This window comes from Paractinoplanes rishiriensis, assembly GCF_016862375.1.
Classification (GTDB): Bacteria; Actinomycetota; Actinomycetes; order Mycobacteriales; family Micromonosporaceae; genus Actinoplanes; species Actinoplanes rishiriensis.
Map to the genome: position 1 here is coordinate 1 of NZ_BOMV01000012.1, position 19,182 is coordinate 19,182.

The window sequence follows — 19,182 nt, forward strand, 5'->3', positions numbered from 1 at the left end:
GGGCCGGGGGCTCTATGCAGCCCGGCGAGCGTCGGCTATAACTAACTAGCTAGTACATTAACGCGGTTCGAACGGTCCGCCTGGTGGACCGGGTCGTTACTCCTGGACGCCGGCAGGAAGGCAGACCGGTCATGCTCATCGCCGAACATGACAGCGCCCCCGGTGAGACGGTCGGGCCGGCCGCTCGGCGGCGGCTGTCGATCTCCACCGCCTGCCTGTCCGGCACGCTCGAGGACAAACTCGCGGCCGCGGCCGCGGCCGGGTTCGACGGGATCGAGATCTTCGAGAGCGACCTGATCGCGTCGGCGTGGTCGCCAGCGCGGGTTCGCCAGGAGTGCGACCGCCGTGGCCTGACGATCGAGGTCTATCAGCCGTTCCGCGACTTCGAGGCGGTCCCGCCCCAGACGTTGCGGGCGAACCTGCGCCGTGCCGAACGAAAGCTTGACGTCCTGGAGAGTCTCGGCGCGGGCACGCTGCTGGTCTGCTCCTCGGAGTCGCCCGTCGCCGTCGACGACGATGAACTGGCCGCCGAGCAGTTGCGCGAACTGGCCGACCGCGCGGAGCGACGCGGGGTGCGGATCGCCTATGAGGCGCAGGCGTGGGGCCGGCACGTCCGGACGACGGCGCACGCGTGGCAGATCGTGCGCCGCGTCGGCCACCCCGCGCTGGGCCTGTGCCTGGACAGCTTCCACGTGCTCTCGCGGGGTGCCGACCTCGCCGCTATCGCGGTGATTCCCGGCGCCAAGATCTTTCACCTCCAACTCGCCGACGCCCCCCGGCTGAAGATGGACGTGGCGGAGTGGAGCCGGCACCATCGGCTCTTTCCCGGCCTGGGTGCCTTCGATCTGGCGGCCTTCGCCGGTCTGGTGCTCGGCACCGGCTATGCCGGGCCACTCTCGCTCGAGGTGTTCAACGACATCTACCGGCAGGCCGACCCGCGGCACGCGGCCATCGACGGCATGCGCTCACTGCTTGCCCTCCAGGAGGCGGTGACCGGCTTGCCACCGAGCGGCCTGCCGCCGGCTCCACGGCTTGGTGGGCAGGTCTTCAGCGAGTTGGCGGTCGACGACGTGTCCGGTCCGGTCGTCCAGCGGACGCTGCTGGCGCTCGGCTTCGTCAAGACCGGCAGGCACCGTTCCAAGCCGGTGGAGTTGTGGGAACAGGGCGCCGCCCGGATCCTTCTCAACTTCGCCCCGCAGCGGCTCGTGACCCCCGGCACGGCGGTGATCTGCGCCCTGGGCGTGGAGAGCGACGACCCGGCACGGTCGGCGGAGCGGGCGGACCGGCTGCTCGCGCCGGTGCTGCCGCGGGTCCGGCAGGCCGGGGAGGCGGATCTGAGCTCGGTTGCCGCGCCGGACGGCACCGCGGTCTTCTTCTGCCGAACCGGCGCCGACGGCAGCGGCTGGACGGCGGATTTCCTGCCGACCGGTGATGCGGCCCGTGGCGACGGCCTGGTGACCGGAACCGACCACATCGCGCTCACCGAGTCGATCGACGATTTCGACGAGGCGGCGGTCTTCTATCGCACGGTTCTCGGCCTGCGCCCGGGGCCGACGACCGAACTCGCCGCGCCGTTCGGCGTGCTGCGCAGCCGGTCGGCCACTGACGTCGGACAGACCGTACGGATCACGTTCAACACCGCACCGCTCCGCCGTGGCTTCTGGGCGCCCGGGATACCCAGTCCGCAGCATGTGGCGTTCCGCAGCCATGACGTGGTCGCCAGCGCGCGGGCGATGCGGGAACTCGGCGCACCGGTCCTGCGTATCCCGGACAACTACTACGACGACCTGGACGCCCGGCTCGCCCCGCCGCCGGCCCTGCTCGCCACGCTGCGCGAGTACTCGATCCTCTACGACAGCGACGACGAGGGCGAGTACCTGCACTTCTACACCCAGATGCTCGGCTCCCGGCTGTTCTTCGAGGTGGTGCAGCGTATCGGCAGCTACACGGGTTACGGCGCGGCCGCGGCTGTGCCGGTGCGGATGGCCGCGCACCGGCACACCCGGCTCCGCGACCTGCGCGACACCGCCGAACACCAGGACGGCCGGGTACACGACTACTCGCTGGCGCACCTGACCGCGCTGAGCCTGTCGCCGCCGGAACTGGTCGATGCCGCTGCGGAGGCGGGCTACCGGTATGTGGGTGTCCGGCTCACCAGGGTGACCGCCCAGGAACCGCACTATCCCCTGGCCACCGATCCGGCCCTGATGCGGGCCACCAAGGTGCGGCTGGCGGCCACCGGCGTCGAGGTGCTCGACATCGAGCTCGCCCGGATCGGCCCGGACGAGGATCCGCGCGACTTCCAGCGTTTCCTGGAGGCCGGAGCGGAGCTCGGTGCCCGGCACGTGATCACCCAGTTGCCGGATGCGGACCGGGTCCGCAAGGTGGACCGGTTCGCTCAGCTGTGCGAGATGGCGCGGCCCCTCGGCCTGACCGTCGACCTGGAGTTCCCGTCCTGGACCGAGACCCCGGACCTGACCGAGGCGGCCCGCGTCCTGCGCGCGGCCGCCCAGCCGAACGGTGGCATGCTCGTCGACCTGCTGCACTTCGCCCGGTCCGGGTCAAGCGTCGCCGACCTGCGCGAATTGCCGGCGGAGTGGTTCCACTTCGCGCATGTCTGCGATGCGCCCGCCGGGGTCCCGCCCACCAACGAGGGGCTGATCCATACGGCCCGGTTCGAGCGGCTCTATCCCGGGGAGGGCGGCATCGACCTGGACGGAATCCTGTCGGCGCTGCCGGCCGGTCTGCCGTACGCCCTGGAGATCCCGCGTGCGCAGCTGGTGGCGCAGATCGGTGGCAAGGAGCACGCACGCCTGGCGATCGCCGCGGCCCGGCGGCGGCTGGATGCGGTGCGGGCCGCCGCCTGACGGGGCCCGCACCGCCCGGTGGGCTATCTGCAGAACGGCTTGCGCCCCATGGTGGACTCGATGCCGCCGAGCACGTGAGCGAGGAAGTGCTCGTCGCCGGCCATCGGCGCGTCCGTCCACGCCTCGACCGCGTGGCCGAGAGTGGTCACCCAGGACCGGCCGCCGTCGTAGTACTGGCACCAGGAGACCGGGTGGTCGCGGCCGTGCCCGGGATGACCGCTGCCGCCGGTCGGACCGTCCGGGAGCGTGGCCTCGTCGATCCGGGCGAGGACGCGGACCTGGCTGGGAAACGGCACCAGGTTGTACCACTCGTCGGTGAACTCCCAACGGGCCGGGAGGCCCGCCGTGGACGCGTCCCGCCGGCTGGCGGTCACCACCGTGCCCGGCTGGTTGCGGCCGTGGTCGTAGTAGTTGGCCCCGCCGAGCAGTCCCTCGTACCACTCCCAGTTGTACTCGGTGCCGAAGGCGTTGTGGATCCCCACGAAGCCGCCGCCACCGCGGAGGTACTGCCGGAGAGCGGTCTGGGCCGGGTCGTCGAGCGTGTCGCGGGTCGTGCTCATGAAGATGACCGCGTGGTAGCGGAACAGACGACCGGGGGAGTTGAGCTGGGCGACGTCCTCCGTCCAGTCGACCGCGAAACCGTGGTCGGCACCGAGCTTGACCAGCGCGGACTGGGCGGCGTGTGCCGCGGTGAGCGGGGGGTTGAGGCCGGCGGCCAGCGCCGGGCCCAGGTGGGCGTGGCGTGGCCCGGCGGTGCGGCTGTAGACGAGTACCCGGTAGCCGCCGGCGGCCGGGTCGAAGTTGCCCCAGTCGTGGTAGCAGCCGGGGTTGGTGCCCCGGCAGACGCCGTAGTCGACGCGGCCGAGATTTCGCGCCGCGGTGTCCTGTTCGCCGGCCGGCTCCTGGCCGCCGGGGCGCAGCGCCGCGCCGCCGGCGAGCAGGACGGTGGCGGTCACCACGGCGGCGAGGCCGGCGCTGAGAGGTGCGGTGAGTCTTCGTCGCAGGGACATGATTTCTCCTTCCCGGCGGGGACCGGCCGTCAGGGGTCTCCGAGTTGGGTGGGCAGGATCGATGGCGGCATCGGTCCCTTGTTGCGCCGGCCCTGACCGGTCTCTTCCCAGGCGTGGGCCAGGATTCCGACGCTGCGGCTCAGGACGAACAGGCCACGGGCCAGCGGTGGGGGAAACCCGAGTTCGCCGTAGAGGACCGCGGTGCAGCCGTCGATGTTGATCGGAACCGGGTGGGAACGACCCTCGGCGAGCACCCGCTCGACCGCCCGGGCCGCACGTAGGTAGTGGCCGTCGACGGTTCCGTCGGCGGCGGCCCGATCGGCGAGGGTGAGCAACGGGTCGCGCCGGGGGTCGACCGAGTGGAACCGGTGGCCGAATCCCGGCAGGTACCGGGAGCGGGCCCGCCACTCGGCGGTGACCGTGGCCGCGGCGGCGTCGAGGTCGGTTCCGGCGTGGGCGGATATCTCGGCGAGCATGGTCATGCATTGCTCACCGGCGCCGCCGTGCACGTCACCGAGCAGGTTGACCCCGGTGGCGACGGCGTTGTTCAAGCCGACGCCGCAGGTGGCGGCGATACGCGCCACAGCGATCGACGGGGCGTGCGGTCCGTGGTCCACCGAGGCGACGAGCGCCGCCTCGAGCAGCCTCTCCTGCGCCGGGGTCGCGGTGGTGCCGCGGAGCATCAGCCAGATGATCCCGGCGAAGCTGGTCGAGCCGATCAGGCTCTGGACCGGCCGGCCGCGGAGTTCGATGACGTTCGGTTCGATCCGCGACACTGCGGTGGCCCACCAGTCGGCGACGTCGCGGACGGTCGGTGCGTGCTGATCCGGGGTCACGGGGCGGGTACCTCCTCGGAGGTGCTCCGGAACTCGGCGTTGTGCTCGCCGAGCAGTGGCGGCGGGGCGTGCGGGCGCAGTGGCGCGCCGTCGACCAGGACGCCGTTGCCGCTGACCCGCAGCGTGCGGTCCGGGCGAGCGGGAAACGCGAGATCGGTGAAGAATCCGCGCTCGTTGACCTGGTCGAGTTCCACGGCCTGCGGGACGGTGAGGATCCGGGCGGCCGGCACCCCCGCGGTGGCGAACAGGTGCTCCCAGTCCGCGGCCGGGCGCGCCGACAGCGCGCGGTTGATCTCTTCGTTGAGCTCGGCCCGGTGCTGTTTGCGGGCCTCGCGTTCGGCGAAGCGGTGATCGGTGACGAGGTCCGGGCGGTCGATGATCCGGCACAGCTGCTCGAACTGTTCCTGCCGGTTGGCGGCGATGTTGAGCGGGCCGTCGGCGGCGTGGAAGGTGCCGGACGGCGCGGCGGTGGCGTTCTGGTCGCCCATGGGTTCCGGCGGTACGCCACTGACCAGGTAGTTCGACACGGCCCAGCCCATCGCGGACAGCGATGTCTCCAACATGGAAACGTCGAGGAACCGCCCGTGGCCGGTGCGGTTCCGGCCGGCCAGTGCCGCGGCGATGGACATCGCGGCGACCAGGCCACCGACGGTGTCCGAGACCGGGAAGCCGACGCGCAACGGGGCGGTCTCCGGCGTTCCGGTGATGCTCATCATGCCGGCCAGGCCCTGAATGACCTGGTCGTAGGCGGGTGCGTGGCGCATCGGGCCGGTCTGGCCGAACCCGGAGATGGCGCAGTAGATCAGGCGGGGGTTGAGCCGGCGCAGCACCTCCCAGCTGTAGCCGATGCGGCTGAGCACGCCGGCCCGGAAGTTCTCCAGGAGTACGTCCGCGTCCCGGACGAGCTTCTCGAAGGTCGTCCGGTCGGCGGGGTCCTTGAGGTCGAGCTCGACCGACTTCTTCCCGGCGTTCTGGGCGAGGAACGAGGCGCCGAGCGCTGCCCGGTTCAATTCCGGGTCGGGCCCCAGCGAGCGGGCCAGATCGCCGCCGCCCGGTCTTTCGATTTTGACGACCTCGGCGCCGAAAAGCATGAGTTGATAGCTGCAGTACGGGCCGGCGAGAACGTTGGTGAGGTCCAGGACCCGCACGCCGTGCAGGGGTCGGTCGTCATCCATGAGTCGTGCCCTTCGGTCGTCTTGGGGCTCGCAGGCCGGTGTGCCGTAGGCGATCGATCGGCGCGCTGTGAGGTCCCGTAACGGTTTCCGCGGTCAGCCATTGCCAGGGGACTTCGCGGCCCGTACGTTACACCTAGTCCACAGAACGGTCTAGAAGGACCACAGAGCGGTTCGCACGAGGAGAACGGTGATGTCCGACAGCCCTGGCCGAACCACCCCCGAGAAACAGACGTCCGAGGTCGGATGCCTGATCGCCGGCTCCTGGGTGACGACCGGGATGCGGGCCGACCGGGTCGGTCCCTGGGCTCGGGTCGTCGTCAGCACCGCCAGGCAGGCGGACCTCGCCGACGTCGAGACCGCACTCGGATATGCCCGGCGGGGCGCCAAGGTGGTCGCCCGGATGGCGCCCGCCGCCCGTGCCGACATTCTCGAGCGGGCCGCCGCCGAGGCGGTGCGCCGCCGCGACGATCTGGCCGGACTGCTCGCCCTCGAGCTCGGCAAGCCGGTCAAGGACGGCCGCGGCGAGATCGACCGGGTGGCCGACACCTTCGCCGTGTCGGCCGCGGAGGCCCGCCGGATCGGCGGTGAGGTCCTGCCGGCGGCCGGCTGGGCCCGGGGCGTCGGCAACACCGCCTTCACCTACCGTGCGCCGGTCGGCATCGCGCTGGCGATCACCCCGTTCAACGCGCCCGCCAACCTGCTCGCGCACAAGCTCGGTGCCGCGTTCGCGGCCGGCAACACCACGTTGGTCAAGCCGCCGCCGCAGGCACCCGCTTCGTCGGCAGCCGTGGTGCAGCTCCTACTCGACTGCGGGATGCCGGCCGAGGCGGTGCAACTGCTGCACGGCGGAGGCGAGATCGGAGCGGCGCTCAGCTCGGCCCCGGACGTCGGTGTCATCAGCTTCACCGGCAGCCCGGAGACCGGTGCGGCCGTCGCCCGTGCCGCCGGTGCCAAACGGCTCGTCCTGGAACTCGGCGGGAACGCGGCCACCATCGTGTGCGCGGATGCGGACGTCGCGGCGGCGGCACGCAACTGCGCCGCAACCGGATACAGCAACTCCGGCCAGAGCTGCATCTCGGTGCAGAGGGTCTACGTGGATCGCCGGCGCTACGACGAGTTTCTGGACGCGTTCACCCGGGAGGTCGGGAAACTCTCCGTCGGCGACCCCGCCCTGCCCGGTACCGATGTCGGTTCGATGGTCGACGACGACGCGGCCGAACGCGTCGTCACCTGGGCCCGGGAAGCCGTGGCGGCCGGTGCGACGATCACCACCGGCGGTCACCGGGACGGCGCGACCGTCACCCCCACGATCGTGGCCGGGCCGCCGGCGGACGCCCGGTTGATCCGGGACGAGGTCTTCGGCGCGGTGGTGAGCGTGTCGCCCTTCGACGACTTCGACGACGTGCTCGCCGCGTGCAACGACAGCCGGTACGGCCTGCAGGCGGGTCTGTTCACGTTCGACGTCCGCCGGATCCTGACGGCCTGGCGGGAGCTGGAGGTCGGTGGCCTGATCGTCAACGGGTCGTCGAACTTCCGCCTCGACCACGTGCCGTTCGGCGGTGTCAAGGACTCCGGGTTCGGTCGCGAGTCGCCACGCTGGATGATCGACGACTACACGGTGGTCAAGACGCTCGTGCTGCGCGGCATGTCGCTGTTCGGTGACCAGGATGGCGCCCGATGAGCGCCGGCGAGACCCGGACCGCGGCCGAGGCGATGGTGGCGCAGCTCGAGTCGTACGGCGTCGAGCACATCTTCGGCACCTGCGGTCACACCAACATCGCCCTGCTGGACGCGATCGGGCGCAGCAGCATCCGGTTCGTCATCGCCCGGCACGAGCAGGCCGCCGCGCACGCCGCCGACGGGTACGCCCGCGCCACCGGCCGCACCGGCGTGGTCCTGATGCACGTCGGGCCGGGTCTGACCAACGGCGTGACCGGCGTGCTGACCGCGGCCCTCGACTCGGTGCCGCTCGTGGCGATCGCCGGCGACATTCCCTCCTACTACTTCGGCCGGCACCCGCACCAGGAGGTGAACCTCCACGCGGACGCCGACCAGACGGCGATCTACCGGCCCTTCGTCAAACGGGCGTGGCAGGTGCACCGCCCCGAGGACCTGGCTCGCTTCACCGAACGCGCCTTCTGGACCGCCGCGTCGGGACGTCCCGGCGCGGTGTTGCTCAGCGTGCCCATGGACCACTTCTCCCGGCCGGTGCCGCACGACGCCGCCACCTACCCGCTGGCCGCCCCGCAGCGGCCCGACCTGCCGGCGGACACCGCCGACCAGATCGCCGGAATGCTGCTCGCCGCCGAACGTCCGCTGATCTATCTGGGCGGGGGTCTGCACCGCGGCCCGGGTGTCGACGAGCTGCGTGCCCTGGTCGAACATCTCGACATCCCGGTCGTGCACTCGCTCATGGCCAAGGGCACGCTGCCCGACGACCACCCCCTGCTCCTCGGCATGCCCGGGTTCTGGGGCCTGGAGCTGACCAACCGCTTCACCCGGGAGGCCGACGTGGTCATGGCCCTCGCCACCCGGTTCGCCGAGACCGACGCCAGCTCCTGGGACCGTCGTTATACCTGGCAGTTCCCGCCCGCCAAGCTCGTGCAGATCGACATCGACCCCGCCGAGATCGGACGCAATTTCCCGGTCACCGTCGGCGCGGTCGCCGACGTGACCCGGGCGGTGCGGGCCGTCGCCGGCGCGGTGCAGGCCCGCCGGCCGGAACCCCGGCGGCGCGAAGGGCTGCGGGACACCATCGCCGCGGCCCGCCGTACCCTGTTCGCCGACAGCCGGGGTCGCGGCGCGAGTGACCGGTTCCCGCTGCGGCCGGAACGGATTCTTGCCGACCTGCGGGCGATCCTGCCGGCCGACGCGGTGCTCGTCACCGACGTCGGATGGAACAAGAACGGCGTCGCGCAGTGCTACGAGCTGCCCGAGCCGGGCCGGTTCATCACCCCCGGCGGCGCGTCCACCATGGGGTTCGGGCCGGCGGCGGCGGTCGGTGTGCAGATCGCCGATCCGCGCCGCACCGTGGTCGCCCTGATCGGTGACGGCGGCATGAGCGCGCAGTTGCCCGCCCTGCCGATGGCCGTCGAACAGGGCACGCCGGTGATCTTCGTGGTGATGAACAACCGCTCGCACGGAACCATCAGCGACCTGCAGTCGGCGAATTTCGGGCGCAGCCACGGCTGCGATTTCACCGACCCGGACGGCAACCCGTACAGCCCAGACTTCGCCGCTCTCGGGCGGGCCTGCGGTGCGGACGGCCACACCGTGCGCAGCGCCGACGAGTTCGGTGCCGCGTTGCGTGCCGCGCTCGTGGCTCGCCGGCCCGCGGTCATCGACGTGCCGATGGTGAACGAGCCGGTGCCGACCCCCGGCCACTGGAACATCAAGGACATCTACCAGGGCATCTTCGACTAGCTCGACCCTGAAGAAGAGGTGACTTCCGCGTGACCGCCCTCAACCGGAGAAATTTGCTCAAGGCGGCTGCGGCCGCGGCCGTCGGCGGCCCGGCCCTGGCCACCCCGGCCGCCGCCGGGCGTGCCCCAGCCGCGGCCGCTCTCAGCGCCTTCGACACGCCCGGGGACGCCGACTTCCCCAAGGTCGGCGGCAATCTCGGCAACCAGAACTACACCGCCCTGCGCCGCATCGAGCACGGCACCGTACGCCGCCTCCGCGGCGCCTGGATGAACTCGATCGAGGGCGGTCTGCGCACCGGCAACAACCAGAGCACGGCGGTGGCCGTCGACGGTGTGCTCTATATCGAGTCAGCGCTGGGCAATGTCGTGGCGGTCGACGGCGTGACCGGCCGGACCAGATGGCGGTACGACCAGACCCGCGGTGCGCTGACCCGCCGCGGCGTCGCCGTGGGCGGCGGATTCGTCTTCACGAAGACCAACGAGAACTACATCGTCGCGCTCGACCGGCACAGCGGCCAGGTCGTGTGGGAACGCCAGGTCGAGGGGTTCGGCAACATCGAGAAGGTGGCCGTGGTCTACCACGACGGCCTGCTGTTCTGCGGCACCAACGACGGTCCGCGCGGCGCGGCCGTCGCCGTGGACGCCCGCAACGGCGACGTGCTCTGGCACTTCTGGGGCACGCCGGGGCCGGGGGAGTTCGGCAACGACACCTGGGAGGGCGACTCCTGGGCCGAGGGCGGTGCGACGCCGTGGATCCACCCGGCCGTCGATCCGGAGCTGGGCCTGACCTACTGGACCTTCGGCAACGCCCGCGGCAGCAACTCATCGCAGGACGGCTCGAACCGCGGCGGGCAGAATCTGTTCGCGAACTCGCTGGTCGCGCTGGACATGCGGACCGGCGCGTACCGATGGCATTTCCAGTCGGTCCACCACGACATCTGGGACATGGACAACGTGATGTCCCCGGTACTGGCCGACGTTCGCATCCGGGGCCGGATGCGCAAGGTCGTCGTCTACGGCAGCAAGTCCGGGATGTTCTTCATCCTCGACCGAACCGACGGCACCGCACCGCTGGGCGTCGTCGAACGTCCCGTGCCACAGGAGCCCCGGCAGAAGACGTGGCCCACCCAGCCGTTCCCGGTGCAGGGCGGCTGGACCGAGCAACGGGTCACCGACCAGCCGCTCGGGACCTCGGTGCCGGGCGACCCCAACCGGGCGGTACCGAACTACGTGCAGGGGGCCTTGTACGACCCGCACTGGGAGACGCCGATCCTGTCCATTCCGGGTCACGGTGGTGGCGCGGACTGGTCACACCTGTCGTTCAGCCACCGCACCGGCCTGGTCTACACCGGATTCGGCTACGTGGCCGCGGCCCACTCGCTGACCGAGTCGAGCAACGGGCTGCGCCCACCCGGCGAATATCAGACCGGCGGTGTCGTCGCCGTCGACGTCAGCACGAACCAGGTGCGCTGGAAGCGGCGTATGCCGTACTCGCTCGGGCACGGCAACGGCATCCTCACCACGGCCGCCGACCTGCTGTTCATCGGCCAGCCGGACGGCAACCTGCTCGGCCTGGACGCGCGCACCGGCCGTGAGCTGTGGCGGTTCCAGACCGGTGCGGCGATCAGCTCCAGTCCGATCATGTACCGGGCCGGCGGAAAAGAGTACCTGGCGGTCCTCGCCGGTGGCACCAGCATCCCGTACGGGAACTCGGCGCCCCGCGGCGACTTCCTCTGGGCCTTCGAGATCGGCGGAGACCTCGGCCCGGTACCGGCACCGCCGCCCCCGGTCGTGCGCCGGCCCGTCTCCGGCGGCCCGGTGGACGGCGCAGCCGTGGCGAACACGGTGGTGATCGGCCGGACCTACGCCAACGGCACGGTGGGCGCCACGGAGTCGTTCGCGGTCGCCGGGATGGCGCCGACCCACCTCCGGGTGCCGCTCGGCACCACCGTCACCTTCACCAACCATCCGGGCAATGCCGGCCCGCGCGGGGTCACCCAGTTCTTCGAAGGGCTGTTCGACGTGGTGCTGGCGCCGGGGGAGTCCTACACCTACACGTTCCGGCGCGCCGGCGAGTACTTCTTCAACGACCCTGGAAGCCCGCGTTCCACCGGCAAGATCGAGGTCTACCTGCCGTGACCGAGCGGCTGTACATCGTCAACGGGCCGAACCTGAACATGCTCGGCCGGCGTGAACCCGCCGTCTACGGGCGGGTCACGCTGGCCGAGATCCGGAAGCGGTGCGAGACGCTCGCCCCGGAGCTCGGCTTCGACCTGTTCTTCGGTCAGTCCAACGCCGAGGGACAACTGATCGGCTGGATCCATCAGGCGTACGACGAGCAGGCCGCGGTGATCGTCAACCCGGCCGGCCTGTCCACCCGGTCGGTGGCCCTCTACGACGCGCTGCGCATGCACAGCAGGCCGGTCGTCGAGGTGCACCTGACCAACGTTTTCGGACGGGAACCGCTCTACCGGGAGCTGCTGACCGCGGCGGCCTGCTGGGGATTCCTGGCCGGCTTCGGCCCGCACGTCTACGAACTGGGCATGCGGGCGCTGGCCGGGCACCGCGATCTATAGCTTGCCAGGAGGCCGTCGTGCGTATCGGGATCATCGGCTGCGGCCGGATCGCCCGCAATCATGTGGCCGCTCTGCAGGCGATACCGGGGGTCGAGGTCGCCGCCGTGGCGGATGCCGTGCGGGAGCGCGCACAGGCGTTCGCCACCGCGCACGGCATCGCGCGAGCGTTCGGGGACGGCGCGGAGCTGCTCTCGTGCGGCGTCGACGCGGTGACGATCTGCACGCCGCACGCGGCCCACGAGGGTGCGGTGCTGGCCGCCGCACGGCACGGCGTACACGTTCTGTGCGAGAAGCCGGTGGCGCTCGACGTCGCGCAGGCCCATCGGATGATCGCGGCCGCGGACGCGGCCGGAATCAGGTTCGGAGTGATCTTCCAGCGCCGGTTCTGGCCGGCGGCCGCCCGGATCCGCGCAGCTCTCGACGACGGACGTCTCGGAGCGCCGATCTGCGGCGGCGTGCTCGCCCGGCTCAACCGGGACGCCGACTACTACGCCGAGCCGTGGCGCGGCAGCCGGGACGCCGAGGGCGGCGGCGTGCTGATCACTCAGGTGATCCACCACATCGATCTGCTGCAGTGGTACATGGGCCCGGCCCGGCGGGTCACCGGACACTGCGCGACCCTCGCCCATCCGGGCATCGACGTGGAGGACACCGCGGGCGCGCTCATCGAGTTCGGGTCCGGTGCGGTCGCCACGGTGCAGGCCGGGACGACCTTCCGGCCCGGGCTCGGCATCCAGGTGTGGGTCGCCGACGCGCGCGGCCGTACGGCGGGCGTGGCGGAGTTGCCGGAAGGCGTCGGGTTCACCGATGTCTGGACCGTTACCGGCGAGGAGGAGTTCACCGGCCGCTACCGCGGTGCCGATCTGCCGCTGGCTGCCATCCACGATCATCTCGCGCCCTTTCACGCCCGGCAGATCGAGGACTTCGTCGCCGCGGTGCGGGAGGACCGCGACCCGGCCGTCACCGGCCGGGATGCCGTACGTTCCCTGGAGATCGTGGAGGCGGTCTACGCGTCGGCGCGAACCGGCGCGACCGTGCTGTTGCCGGCGCCCGGATGACCCGGTTCAGCCGCCGTGGCCGAACGGCCGGTCGAAGCCGCGTTCGGACATCTGCTGGGCCATCTGTTTCAGGTCGTCGGCGAACTCGGCGACCCGGTCCGGTGTGAACCGGATCGAGGGACCGCTCAGCGCCAGTGCCGCCACCACGCCGCCGGACCGGCCGAGGACCGGTGCCGCCACGGCGGAGATCCCCGCCTCGCGTTCACCGTGGCTCTCCCCGTATCCCTGACGCGCTGCCTGGTCGATCCAGTCGCGCAGGACGGCGGCGTGTTCCCGGCCGTGCGGCGATTTCTCGGCGATGCGTTCCAGCATGCCGGGGTTGGCGTCGCGGAGCAGAACCTTCGAGGACGCGCCGGCCCACATGGGCAGCTCGTCGCCGACCCGGACGACGTGGCGCAGCGGTTGCGGGCTTTCCTGTTGCGCCACGCAGACCCGGTAGATGTCGCGGGTCACGTACAGGTTGACGGTCTCCCGGCGGCGGGCGGCGAGCTCCTGCATGCCGCGCCGGGTCTCGGCCGGCAACTCCCAGCTCTGCCGTGCCAGGTGCGCCCACCGCCATAGTCCGGGCCCGGCCATGTAGCCGTTGCCGGTGGCCCACAGCAGGCCGTTGTGCTCCAGGGTCGAGACGAGGCGCAGGACGGTGGTCTTGGCCAGCCCCGTGGCCTCGACGATCTCACGGACGGACACGATCGGACGGTCGTCGGTGAGCAGTCCGAGAATGCCCAGGGCGCGCTGGACACTGCGGACCCCCTGCTGATCGGCGGGTTCGGCGGAACTGCTCGTCGATGGCGCCTCCACGGTTGTCATTCTCCTCGCTGTCCGGTGCACGCGCTGCCGACCAATCGTGCCTGTCCGGCCGCGATTCTCGCGCAGCGGGGACCGGATTCACACATCCGTAACGGTCTGCGCTGCAGCTCTTGCCAGAACCGCCGGACGCCCGTACGTTACACGCAGTCCACAAGATGGTCCAGTTGGTCCGACTGGTGGTCCATGCAACGGTCCAGCATTCGGCACCGGCCGGGCGGCCTCGCCCGCACAGGTGTCATCCCGAGACAGACGCCCGCAGAGAGCGAGGTCCTTCGTTGTCCAGATTGATCCCCGTTGGCAGGCGCTCAGACGGCGAACAGCCGGTGCCGGCCGACTGGCGTGAGCCCGCGCCGCTGCGGGCCTGGGGCTCGATCGAGCTGTGGGTCGCCGTCGTGGCGCTGGTGGTCATCTTCGTCAGCGTGCTCTGGCAGGTGATCAGCCGCTACTTTCCTGCGCTGAACTGGCCCGGCGTGGGCGAACTGGCGGGTTACTCACTGATCGTCCTGACGTTCATCATGGTCGGCTACCTGATCGGCAACAACGGCCACATCACCATCCAGATCATCGACTATCTGGTGAAGGGCCGGGCCTTCGCCGTGGTCAAGGCAGTCTCGGCCGCCTGCACGGCACTGATCTGCGCGTTGCTCGCCTGGGAGGCGTACCACCTGATCCTGGCCTATCCGGGACGCCGCACCGCCGCCCTCGGCATCCCACTCTGGATCCTGTACGCGGTCCCGCTGATCGGATTCACGTCCGGTGCCGTGCGGGCCGTCGTGCGGATCTTCGCCGCCGGGCGACCGGATGCCCCCTTCGATGCGGCGGAGGCGAAATGATCCTCGAACTGTGGATGGTCGGCGTCGCCATCGCTGTCCTGCTGTTTATCCGGGTCCCGGTCGGGCTCGCGTTCATCGGCCCCGGCCTCTGGTATGCCCTCGCCGACGGGAGCTCCGCGGGCTTCTCCCTCAAGACCACTTTCGACGGCCTCAACAGCTTCCCCCTGCTCGCCGTCCCGCTCTTCATCCTCGTCGGCGTGCTGGCCAACCGCCTCGGCATCGCCGACCGGCTCTACGAGTTCTGCCTTGCGGCCCTCGGCCGGCTACGCGGCAATCTCGCGTACGTCAACGTCGGCTCGGCGGTCGGCTTCTCCTGGATGAGCGGCTCGGCACTGGCCGACGTGGCCGGGCTGGGCAAGATGCAGATCCCGCAGATGGTCAAGGCCGGCTACCCGCACGGGTTCGCCGCCGGGCTCACCGCGTCGTCGTCACTGATCAGCCCGGTGATGCCGCCGAGCATCCCGGCCGTCATCTACGCGGCGACCGCCACCGTCTCCACCGGGGCATTGTTCGCGGCGTCCGTGCTGCCGGCCTTCGCGATGGCCGCCGGACTCTGTGTCTACATCTTCCTCTGGACGATGCGCCGGCCCGAGATGACCTCGGTCCCGTTCGACCGGGCCCGATTCACCCGGGCGTCGCTGGGCGCGATCGGGCCGCTGTTGACCCCGGTCATCCTGCTCGGCGGCATCCTGTCCGGATTCTTCACCCCGACCGAGGCGGCGTCCGTCGCCGTGTTCTACATGCTCGTCCTCGGTGCGTTCTACCGAACCCTGCGCCGGCCGGTGATCCTGCAGGCGTTCCGCGAGACCGCGGTGATCACCGGCGGGATCATGCTGATCCTCGGAGCGGCCGCCCTGCTCGGCCTGATCCTCACCCGCGCGCACGTCTCGCGAAACGTCGCGGAGTTCCTCATCTCGGTCTCCGACAACCCCTGGGTCTTCATGATCCTGGTGAACGTCGTCCTGCTGATCCTCGGCTGCCTGATCGACGCGACCGCGATCATCCTGGTCACGGTCCCGGTCCTGCTGCCGATCGCGACGCAGCTCGGCATCGATCCCATCTACTTCGGCGTCGTCATGATCATCAACTTGATGATCGGCCTGCTCACCCCGCCGGTGGGCAGTGTCCTCTACATCACCAGCTCGGTGACCGGCAAGCCGGTCGACGTCATCTTCCGCGGCGTCGCACCGTTCCTGGTCCCCCTGCTGCTGGTCCTGATCGTGGTCACCGCACTTCCCGGCGTCGTGCTGTGGCTTCCCGGACTGCTCGGATTCTGATCGCCATTTCCCTGTCGGGGAGGAGAAGACCATGCTCCGTACGAAGATCGCCGCGGCGATCGTCCTGCCCCTCTTGCTGGTTACCGGATGCACCACCGAGGGCAACACGGCCCCGGCCGAGGGCGAGAACCCGAAGCTCTCGCTGAAGATCGGCAGTTCCCAACCGGAGTCACAGCCGAATTACTACTGCGGCATGAAGCTGCTCAAGGAACGGATCGAGGCGCAACAGGGCCTCAACCTCACCATTGACACGTTCCCGAACAGCCAGCTCGGGCCGGACGCCGAGCGATTCGCCGGCGTGCAGAGCGGCGACATCGACATCGACCTGCAGGGCGGATCGGCCATGTCGACGGCCTTCCCCAAGATCGGCGTGCTGGACGCGGCCTACGCCTTCAACGACATCGACCACTTCTTCAAGTGGGTCGACCAGAACGGCGAGGCGTTCTTCACCGAGTTCAACGGCGCCACCAACACCACCATCCTCGACGCCTGGTACTTCGGCATGCGGACGTTCACCGCGACGAAACCGATCCGCCAGCCCGCGGACCTGGCCGGCCTCAAGATCCGGTTCCCGAACACCCCGCAGTTCCTGGCCAACGCCAAGGCCCTCGGCGCCAACGCGGTCGCGATTGCCGTCGAGGAGCTCTACCTCGCACTCCAGCAGGGCATCGCCCAGGGCCAGGAGAACCCGGTCGTGGCCACCCACGCCCAGAAGTTCGACGAGATCCTCAAGGTCGCCAGCCTCACCAACCACCAGGTCGGTGCGCACTACGTCGTCGTCTCGGACAAGACCCTGGACAAGATGAGCCAGCCCCAGAAGGACGCGCTCGCCAAGGCCGTCCACGACATCCGCGCCGAGAACCGCAAGTGTGTCGACGACGAGACCGCGAAAGTCCTCGACGGATGGCGCGGCGACTCCACCCGCACCGTCGTCGAGATCGACCAGGTCGACCGGGATGCCTTCATCGGCAAGGCCGAGGCGTACTTCAACACCCACTACACCGGCGCGAACCTGGAGCTCTACAAGAGCATCCGGGCCTCCGCCTGACCGTTGTCCCGTCCCCGGGGGCCACGGCCCCCGGGGGGAACCGAGCGGTGAAAGGGGCACGGTGACAACCACGGCACCCGCACCTGTCCTGATCGGGCTGATCGGCGCCGGCATCCGGCAGTCGCACTCGCCGCTGCTGCACCAGCACGAGGCCGACCGGCACGGGATCCGGCTGCTCTACACCACCATCGACTCGCACGTGCTCGGGCTGCACGCCGCGGACCTCCCGGAGTTGTTGCGCTGGGCGCGCACCCTCGGTTACCGCGGCCTCAACGTGACGCATCCCTTCAAGCAGGAGATCGTCCGCCACCTCGACGATCTGTCGCCCGAGGCACGCACGCTGTGCGCCGTCAACACCGTCGTCTTCGACGACTCGGCCGTCGCGACGGGGCACAACACCGACGCGTACGGGTTCCGCACCAGCTTCGCCGAGCACTTCCCGGCGGCGCCCCGGGAACGGGTCGTCCAGCTGGGCGCGGGCGGCGCGGGTTCCGCGGTGGCCCATGCCATGCTGACCCTCGGCGCGCGGCACCTCACCATCGTGGACGTGGACCCGGACCGGGCGTCCACCCTGGCCCACGCGCTCGCCGGGCAGTTCGGTCCCGATCGGGTCGGCACCGGGTCGCCCGGTGACCAGAGCAGCCTGCTGGCCACCGCCGACGGTGTCATCAACGCCACCCCGATCGGCATGGCGCACCATCCCGGTTCGCCGGTGGCCACGGAGGATCTGCGGGCGAACCTGTGGGTGGCCGATCTCGTCTACCGGCCGGCCGACACCGCCCTGCTGCGGGCCGCCCGGGCGGCCGGAGCGGCGACCCTGCCCGGCGTTGCGATGAGCGTCCACCAGGCGGTCGCCGCCTTCGAACTGTTCACCGGGCTGCGTGCCGACCCTGGCGCCATGCTCGCCGACTCCGCCGAACTACTCCGGATCGGCGGCTGAATCCTCCAATGGCGGCACTGGGCGAGCGGCTGCCGGCGTGGAGCGTGGCGCCGTTCGTCCTGCTGCTGGCCGCGGTCGCCCTGCTCGAGGTGTTCGCCGCGGGGTGGTGGCGCCGCCTGGCCAACAAGGCGCTGGTGGCCGCGGCGCTCGCCGTCCCCGCCGCGGGCCACCTGCTGACCGAGCCCGGTGGCGCCGCGGCGCTCGGCCATTCCCTCACCGAGTACGTCTCGTTCCTGTCGCTCCTGGCGGCCCTGTTCGTCATCGCCGGCGGGATCGAGGTCCGCGGTTCGCTCGCCGGCACGCCGCTGGCGAACGCCGGCATGTTGGCCGTCGGCGCGGTCCTGGCGAACGTCATCGGCACCACCGGTGCCGCGGTCCTCCTGATCCGCCCGTTCCTGCGCGCCAACGTGCTCCGGAGGTCCCGGGCCCACCTGGTGGTCTTCTTCATCCTGATCGTCGCCAACGCCGGCGGACTGCTCACCCCGATCGGAGATCCACCGCTCTACCTGGGTTTTCTCAAGGGCGTGCCGTTCGGCTGGACCTTGCAACTGTGGGCGCCGTGGCTGTTCGTCAACGGCGTGCTGATCGTGCTCTTCAACCTGGTGGATCAGTTCGTGGTCAACCGCGAGGAGCGGCGTGACCGGGACGTCGGACTGCTGGACGAGCTGATCGAGCACCAACCGCTGCGCCTGGCGGGCCGGCGCAACCTGCTGTTGCTCGCGGTGGTCGTGCTCGTCCTGCTCAGCAAGAGCATTCAAGCCATCCCGTACGGCGTTCCGGAGGCGGCGCTGCTGGCGATCGCGTTCCTGTCGTACCGGCTCACTCCGCGCGCGATCCACCAGGGCAACCACTTCACCTTCGGCCCGATCGCGTCGGTGGCCGTCATCTTCGCCGCCATCTTCGTGACGATGACGCAGCCGCTGCTGCTCCTCAACGCCCACGCCGGGCGGATCGGTCTGCACCTGCCCTGGCAGTACTTCTGGGCCACCGGGGCGCTGTCGTCGGTGCTGGACAACGCCCCCACCTACCTGGTCTTCACCTCGGTCGCCGCCGGCCAGCAGGGCATCCAGGCGGACGACCCGCACTACCTGGCCGCGCTGGTCGGCAACCCGGCCGGTGACCGGCTGCTGATGGCCATCGCCTGCGGTGCCGTGATGATGGGCGCGCTGACCTACATCGGCAACGGGCCCAACCTGATGGTCAAGGAGATCGCCGAGCAACGCGGCGTGGCCATGCCGAACTTCTTCGGCTACGCCCTGGTCGCGGCGCTGTGCATGCTGCCGGTGCTGACGGCCACGACCTTCCTGTTCTTCGCGCCCGACCCGTAAGGAGG

Annotated in this window: 15 protein-coding genes; 11 read left to right on the forward strand and 4 right to left on the reverse strand. The window is 70.6% G+C overall.

Translation table 11 applies throughout. From position 1 onward, the window contains the following. Positions 1–131 precede the first annotated feature (131 nt). Positions 132–2,867, forward strand: a complete 2,736-nt coding sequence (locus tag Ari01nite_RS08370) for a TIM barrel protein (protein ID WP_203780539.1) — start codon at positions 132–134, stop codon at positions 2,865–2,867. Between the two features lie 23 nt (positions 2,868–2,890). On the opposite strand, the gene Ari01nite_RS08375 is transcribed toward Ari01nite_RS08370, so the two are convergent. From Ari01nite_RS08375 to Ari01nite_RS08385, 3 genes are read right to left on the reverse strand one after another with little or no spacing between them, the layout of a single operon-like run. After that, entirely contained in the window at positions 2,891–3,877 is a 987-nt protein-coding gene (locus Ari01nite_RS08375; protein WP_203780540.1) for a ThuA domain-containing protein, read from the reverse strand. A 29-nt stretch (positions 3,878–3,906) separates the two neighbouring features. Then, positions 3,907–4,713 carry a citryl-CoA lyase gene (locus Ari01nite_RS08380; protein ID WP_203780541.1) on the reverse strand — a complete coding sequence of 269 codons (807 nt, stop codon included), beginning with the start codon at positions 4,711–4,713 and terminating at the stop codon, positions 3,907–3,909. Beyond that, a complete protein-coding gene (locus Ari01nite_RS08385) occupies positions 4,710–5,888 on the reverse strand; it encodes a CaiB/BaiF CoA transferase family protein (protein ID WP_203780542.1) in 1,179 nt (392 codons plus the stop codon). The genes Ari01nite_RS08380 and Ari01nite_RS08385 overlap by 4 nt, the downstream gene beginning before the upstream one ends. Positions 5,889–6,078: 190 nt before the next feature. On the opposite strand from Ari01nite_RS08385, the gene Ari01nite_RS08390 reads away from it, so the two are divergent. From Ari01nite_RS08390 to Ari01nite_RS08410, 5 genes are read left to right on the forward strand one after another with little or no spacing between them, the layout of a single operon-like run. Next, on the forward strand, positions 6,079–7,569 hold the full coding sequence (locus tag Ari01nite_RS08390) for an aldehyde dehydrogenase family protein (protein ID WP_203780543.1): 1,491 nt from the start codon (positions 6,079–6,081) through the stop codon (positions 7,567–7,569). Next, entirely contained in the window at positions 7,566–9,311 is a 1,746-nt protein-coding gene (locus Ari01nite_RS08395; protein WP_203780544.1) for a thiamine pyrophosphate-binding protein, read from the forward strand. Before Ari01nite_RS08390 ends, Ari01nite_RS08395 begins: the two co-directional genes overlap by 4 nt. A 29-nt stretch (positions 9,312–9,340) precedes the next feature. Next, entirely contained in the window at positions 9,341–11,449 is a 2,109-nt protein-coding gene (locus Ari01nite_RS08400; RefSeq protein WP_203780545.1) for an outer membrane protein assembly factor BamB family protein, read from the forward strand. Further along, positions 11,446–11,886 carry a type II 3-dehydroquinate dehydratase gene (locus Ari01nite_RS08405; protein ID WP_203780546.1) on the forward strand — a complete coding sequence of 147 codons (441 nt, stop codon included), beginning with the start codon at positions 11,446–11,448 and terminating at the stop codon, positions 11,884–11,886. Before Ari01nite_RS08400 ends, Ari01nite_RS08405 begins: the two co-directional genes overlap by 4 nt. Positions 11,887–11,903: 17 nt before the next feature. Next, on the forward strand, positions 11,904–12,944 hold the full coding sequence (locus tag Ari01nite_RS08410) for a Gfo/Idh/MocA family protein (RefSeq protein WP_203780547.1): 1,041 nt from the start codon (positions 11,904–11,906) through the stop codon (positions 12,942–12,944). A gap of 6 nt (positions 12,945–12,950) precedes the next feature. Here the strand turns inward: Ari01nite_RS08410 and Ari01nite_RS08415 are convergent, their stop codons facing one another. Beyond that, a complete protein-coding gene (locus tag Ari01nite_RS08415; protein WP_239162577.1) occupies positions 12,951–13,742 on the reverse strand; it encodes an IclR family transcriptional regulator in 792 nt (263 codons plus the stop codon). A gap of 332 nt (positions 13,743–14,074) precedes the next feature. Between Ari01nite_RS08415 and Ari01nite_RS08420 the strand changes: the two genes are divergently transcribed. From Ari01nite_RS08420 to Ari01nite_RS08440, 5 genes are all read left to right on the forward strand, one after another. Further along, positions 14,075–14,584 carry a TRAP transporter small permease gene (locus Ari01nite_RS08420; protein WP_203780549.1) on the forward strand — a complete coding sequence of 170 codons (510 nt, stop codon included), beginning with the start codon at positions 14,075–14,077 and terminating at the stop codon, positions 14,582–14,584. Further along, a complete protein-coding gene (locus tag Ari01nite_RS08425; protein WP_203780550.1) occupies positions 14,581–15,861 on the forward strand; it encodes a TRAP transporter large permease in 1,281 nt (426 codons plus the stop codon). The genes Ari01nite_RS08420 and Ari01nite_RS08425 overlap by 4 nt, the downstream gene beginning before the upstream one ends. Positions 15,862–15,892: 31 nt before the next feature. Then, positions 15,893–16,909 (forward strand): TRAP transporter substrate-binding protein DctP, encoded by a 1,017-nt coding sequence (gene dctP, locus Ari01nite_RS08430; protein WP_203780551.1) that lies wholly within the window; start codon positions 15,893–15,895, stop codon positions 16,907–16,909. Positions 16,910–16,970: 61 nt separating this feature from the next. Next, the gene (locus Ari01nite_RS08435) at positions 16,971–17,849 is read left to right on the forward strand and encodes a shikimate dehydrogenase (RefSeq protein WP_239162578.1); all 879 of its coding nucleotides are present in this window, start codon (positions 16,971–16,973) and stop codon (positions 17,847–17,849) included. 8 nt (positions 17,850–17,857) lie between these two features. Next, entirely contained in the window at positions 17,858–19,177 is a 1,320-nt protein-coding gene (locus Ari01nite_RS08440; RefSeq protein ID WP_203780553.1) for a sodium:proton antiporter, read from the forward strand. The last annotated feature ends 5 nt before the right edge of the window (positions 19,178–19,182 follow it).

Bases quoted from the DNA above. Each gene is read 5' to 3' on its own strand.
- Ari01nite_RS08395 (WP_203780544.1), top strand. From the start codon at position 7,566: ATGAGCGCCGGCGAGACCCGGACCGCGGCCGAGGCGATGGTGGCGCAG.
- Ari01nite_RS08370 (WP_203780539.1), top strand. From the start codon at position 132: ATGCTCATCGCCGAACATGACAGCGCCCCCGGTGAGACGGTCGGGCCG.
- Ari01nite_RS08375 (WP_203780540.1), bottom strand. From the start codon at position 3,877: ATGTCCCTGCGACGAAGACTCACCGCACCTCTCAGCGCCGGCCTCGCC.
- Ari01nite_RS08390 (WP_203780543.1), top strand. From the start codon at position 6,079: ATGTCCGACAGCCCTGGCCGAACCACCCCCGAGAAACAGACGTCCGAG.
- dctP (WP_203780551.1), top strand. From the start codon at position 15,893: ATGCTCCGTACGAAGATCGCCGCGGCGATCGTCCTGCCCCTCTTGCTG.
- Ari01nite_RS08440 (WP_203780553.1), top strand. From the start codon at position 17,858: ATGGCGGCACTGGGCGAGCGGCTGCCGGCGTGGAGCGTGGCGCCGTTC.
- Ari01nite_RS08385 (WP_203780542.1), bottom strand. From the start codon at position 5,888: ATGGATGACGACCGACCCCTGCACGGCGTGCGGGTCCTGGACCTCACC.
- Ari01nite_RS08425 (WP_203780550.1), top strand. From the start codon at position 14,581: ATGATCCTCGAACTGTGGATGGTCGGCGTCGCCATCGCTGTCCTGCTG.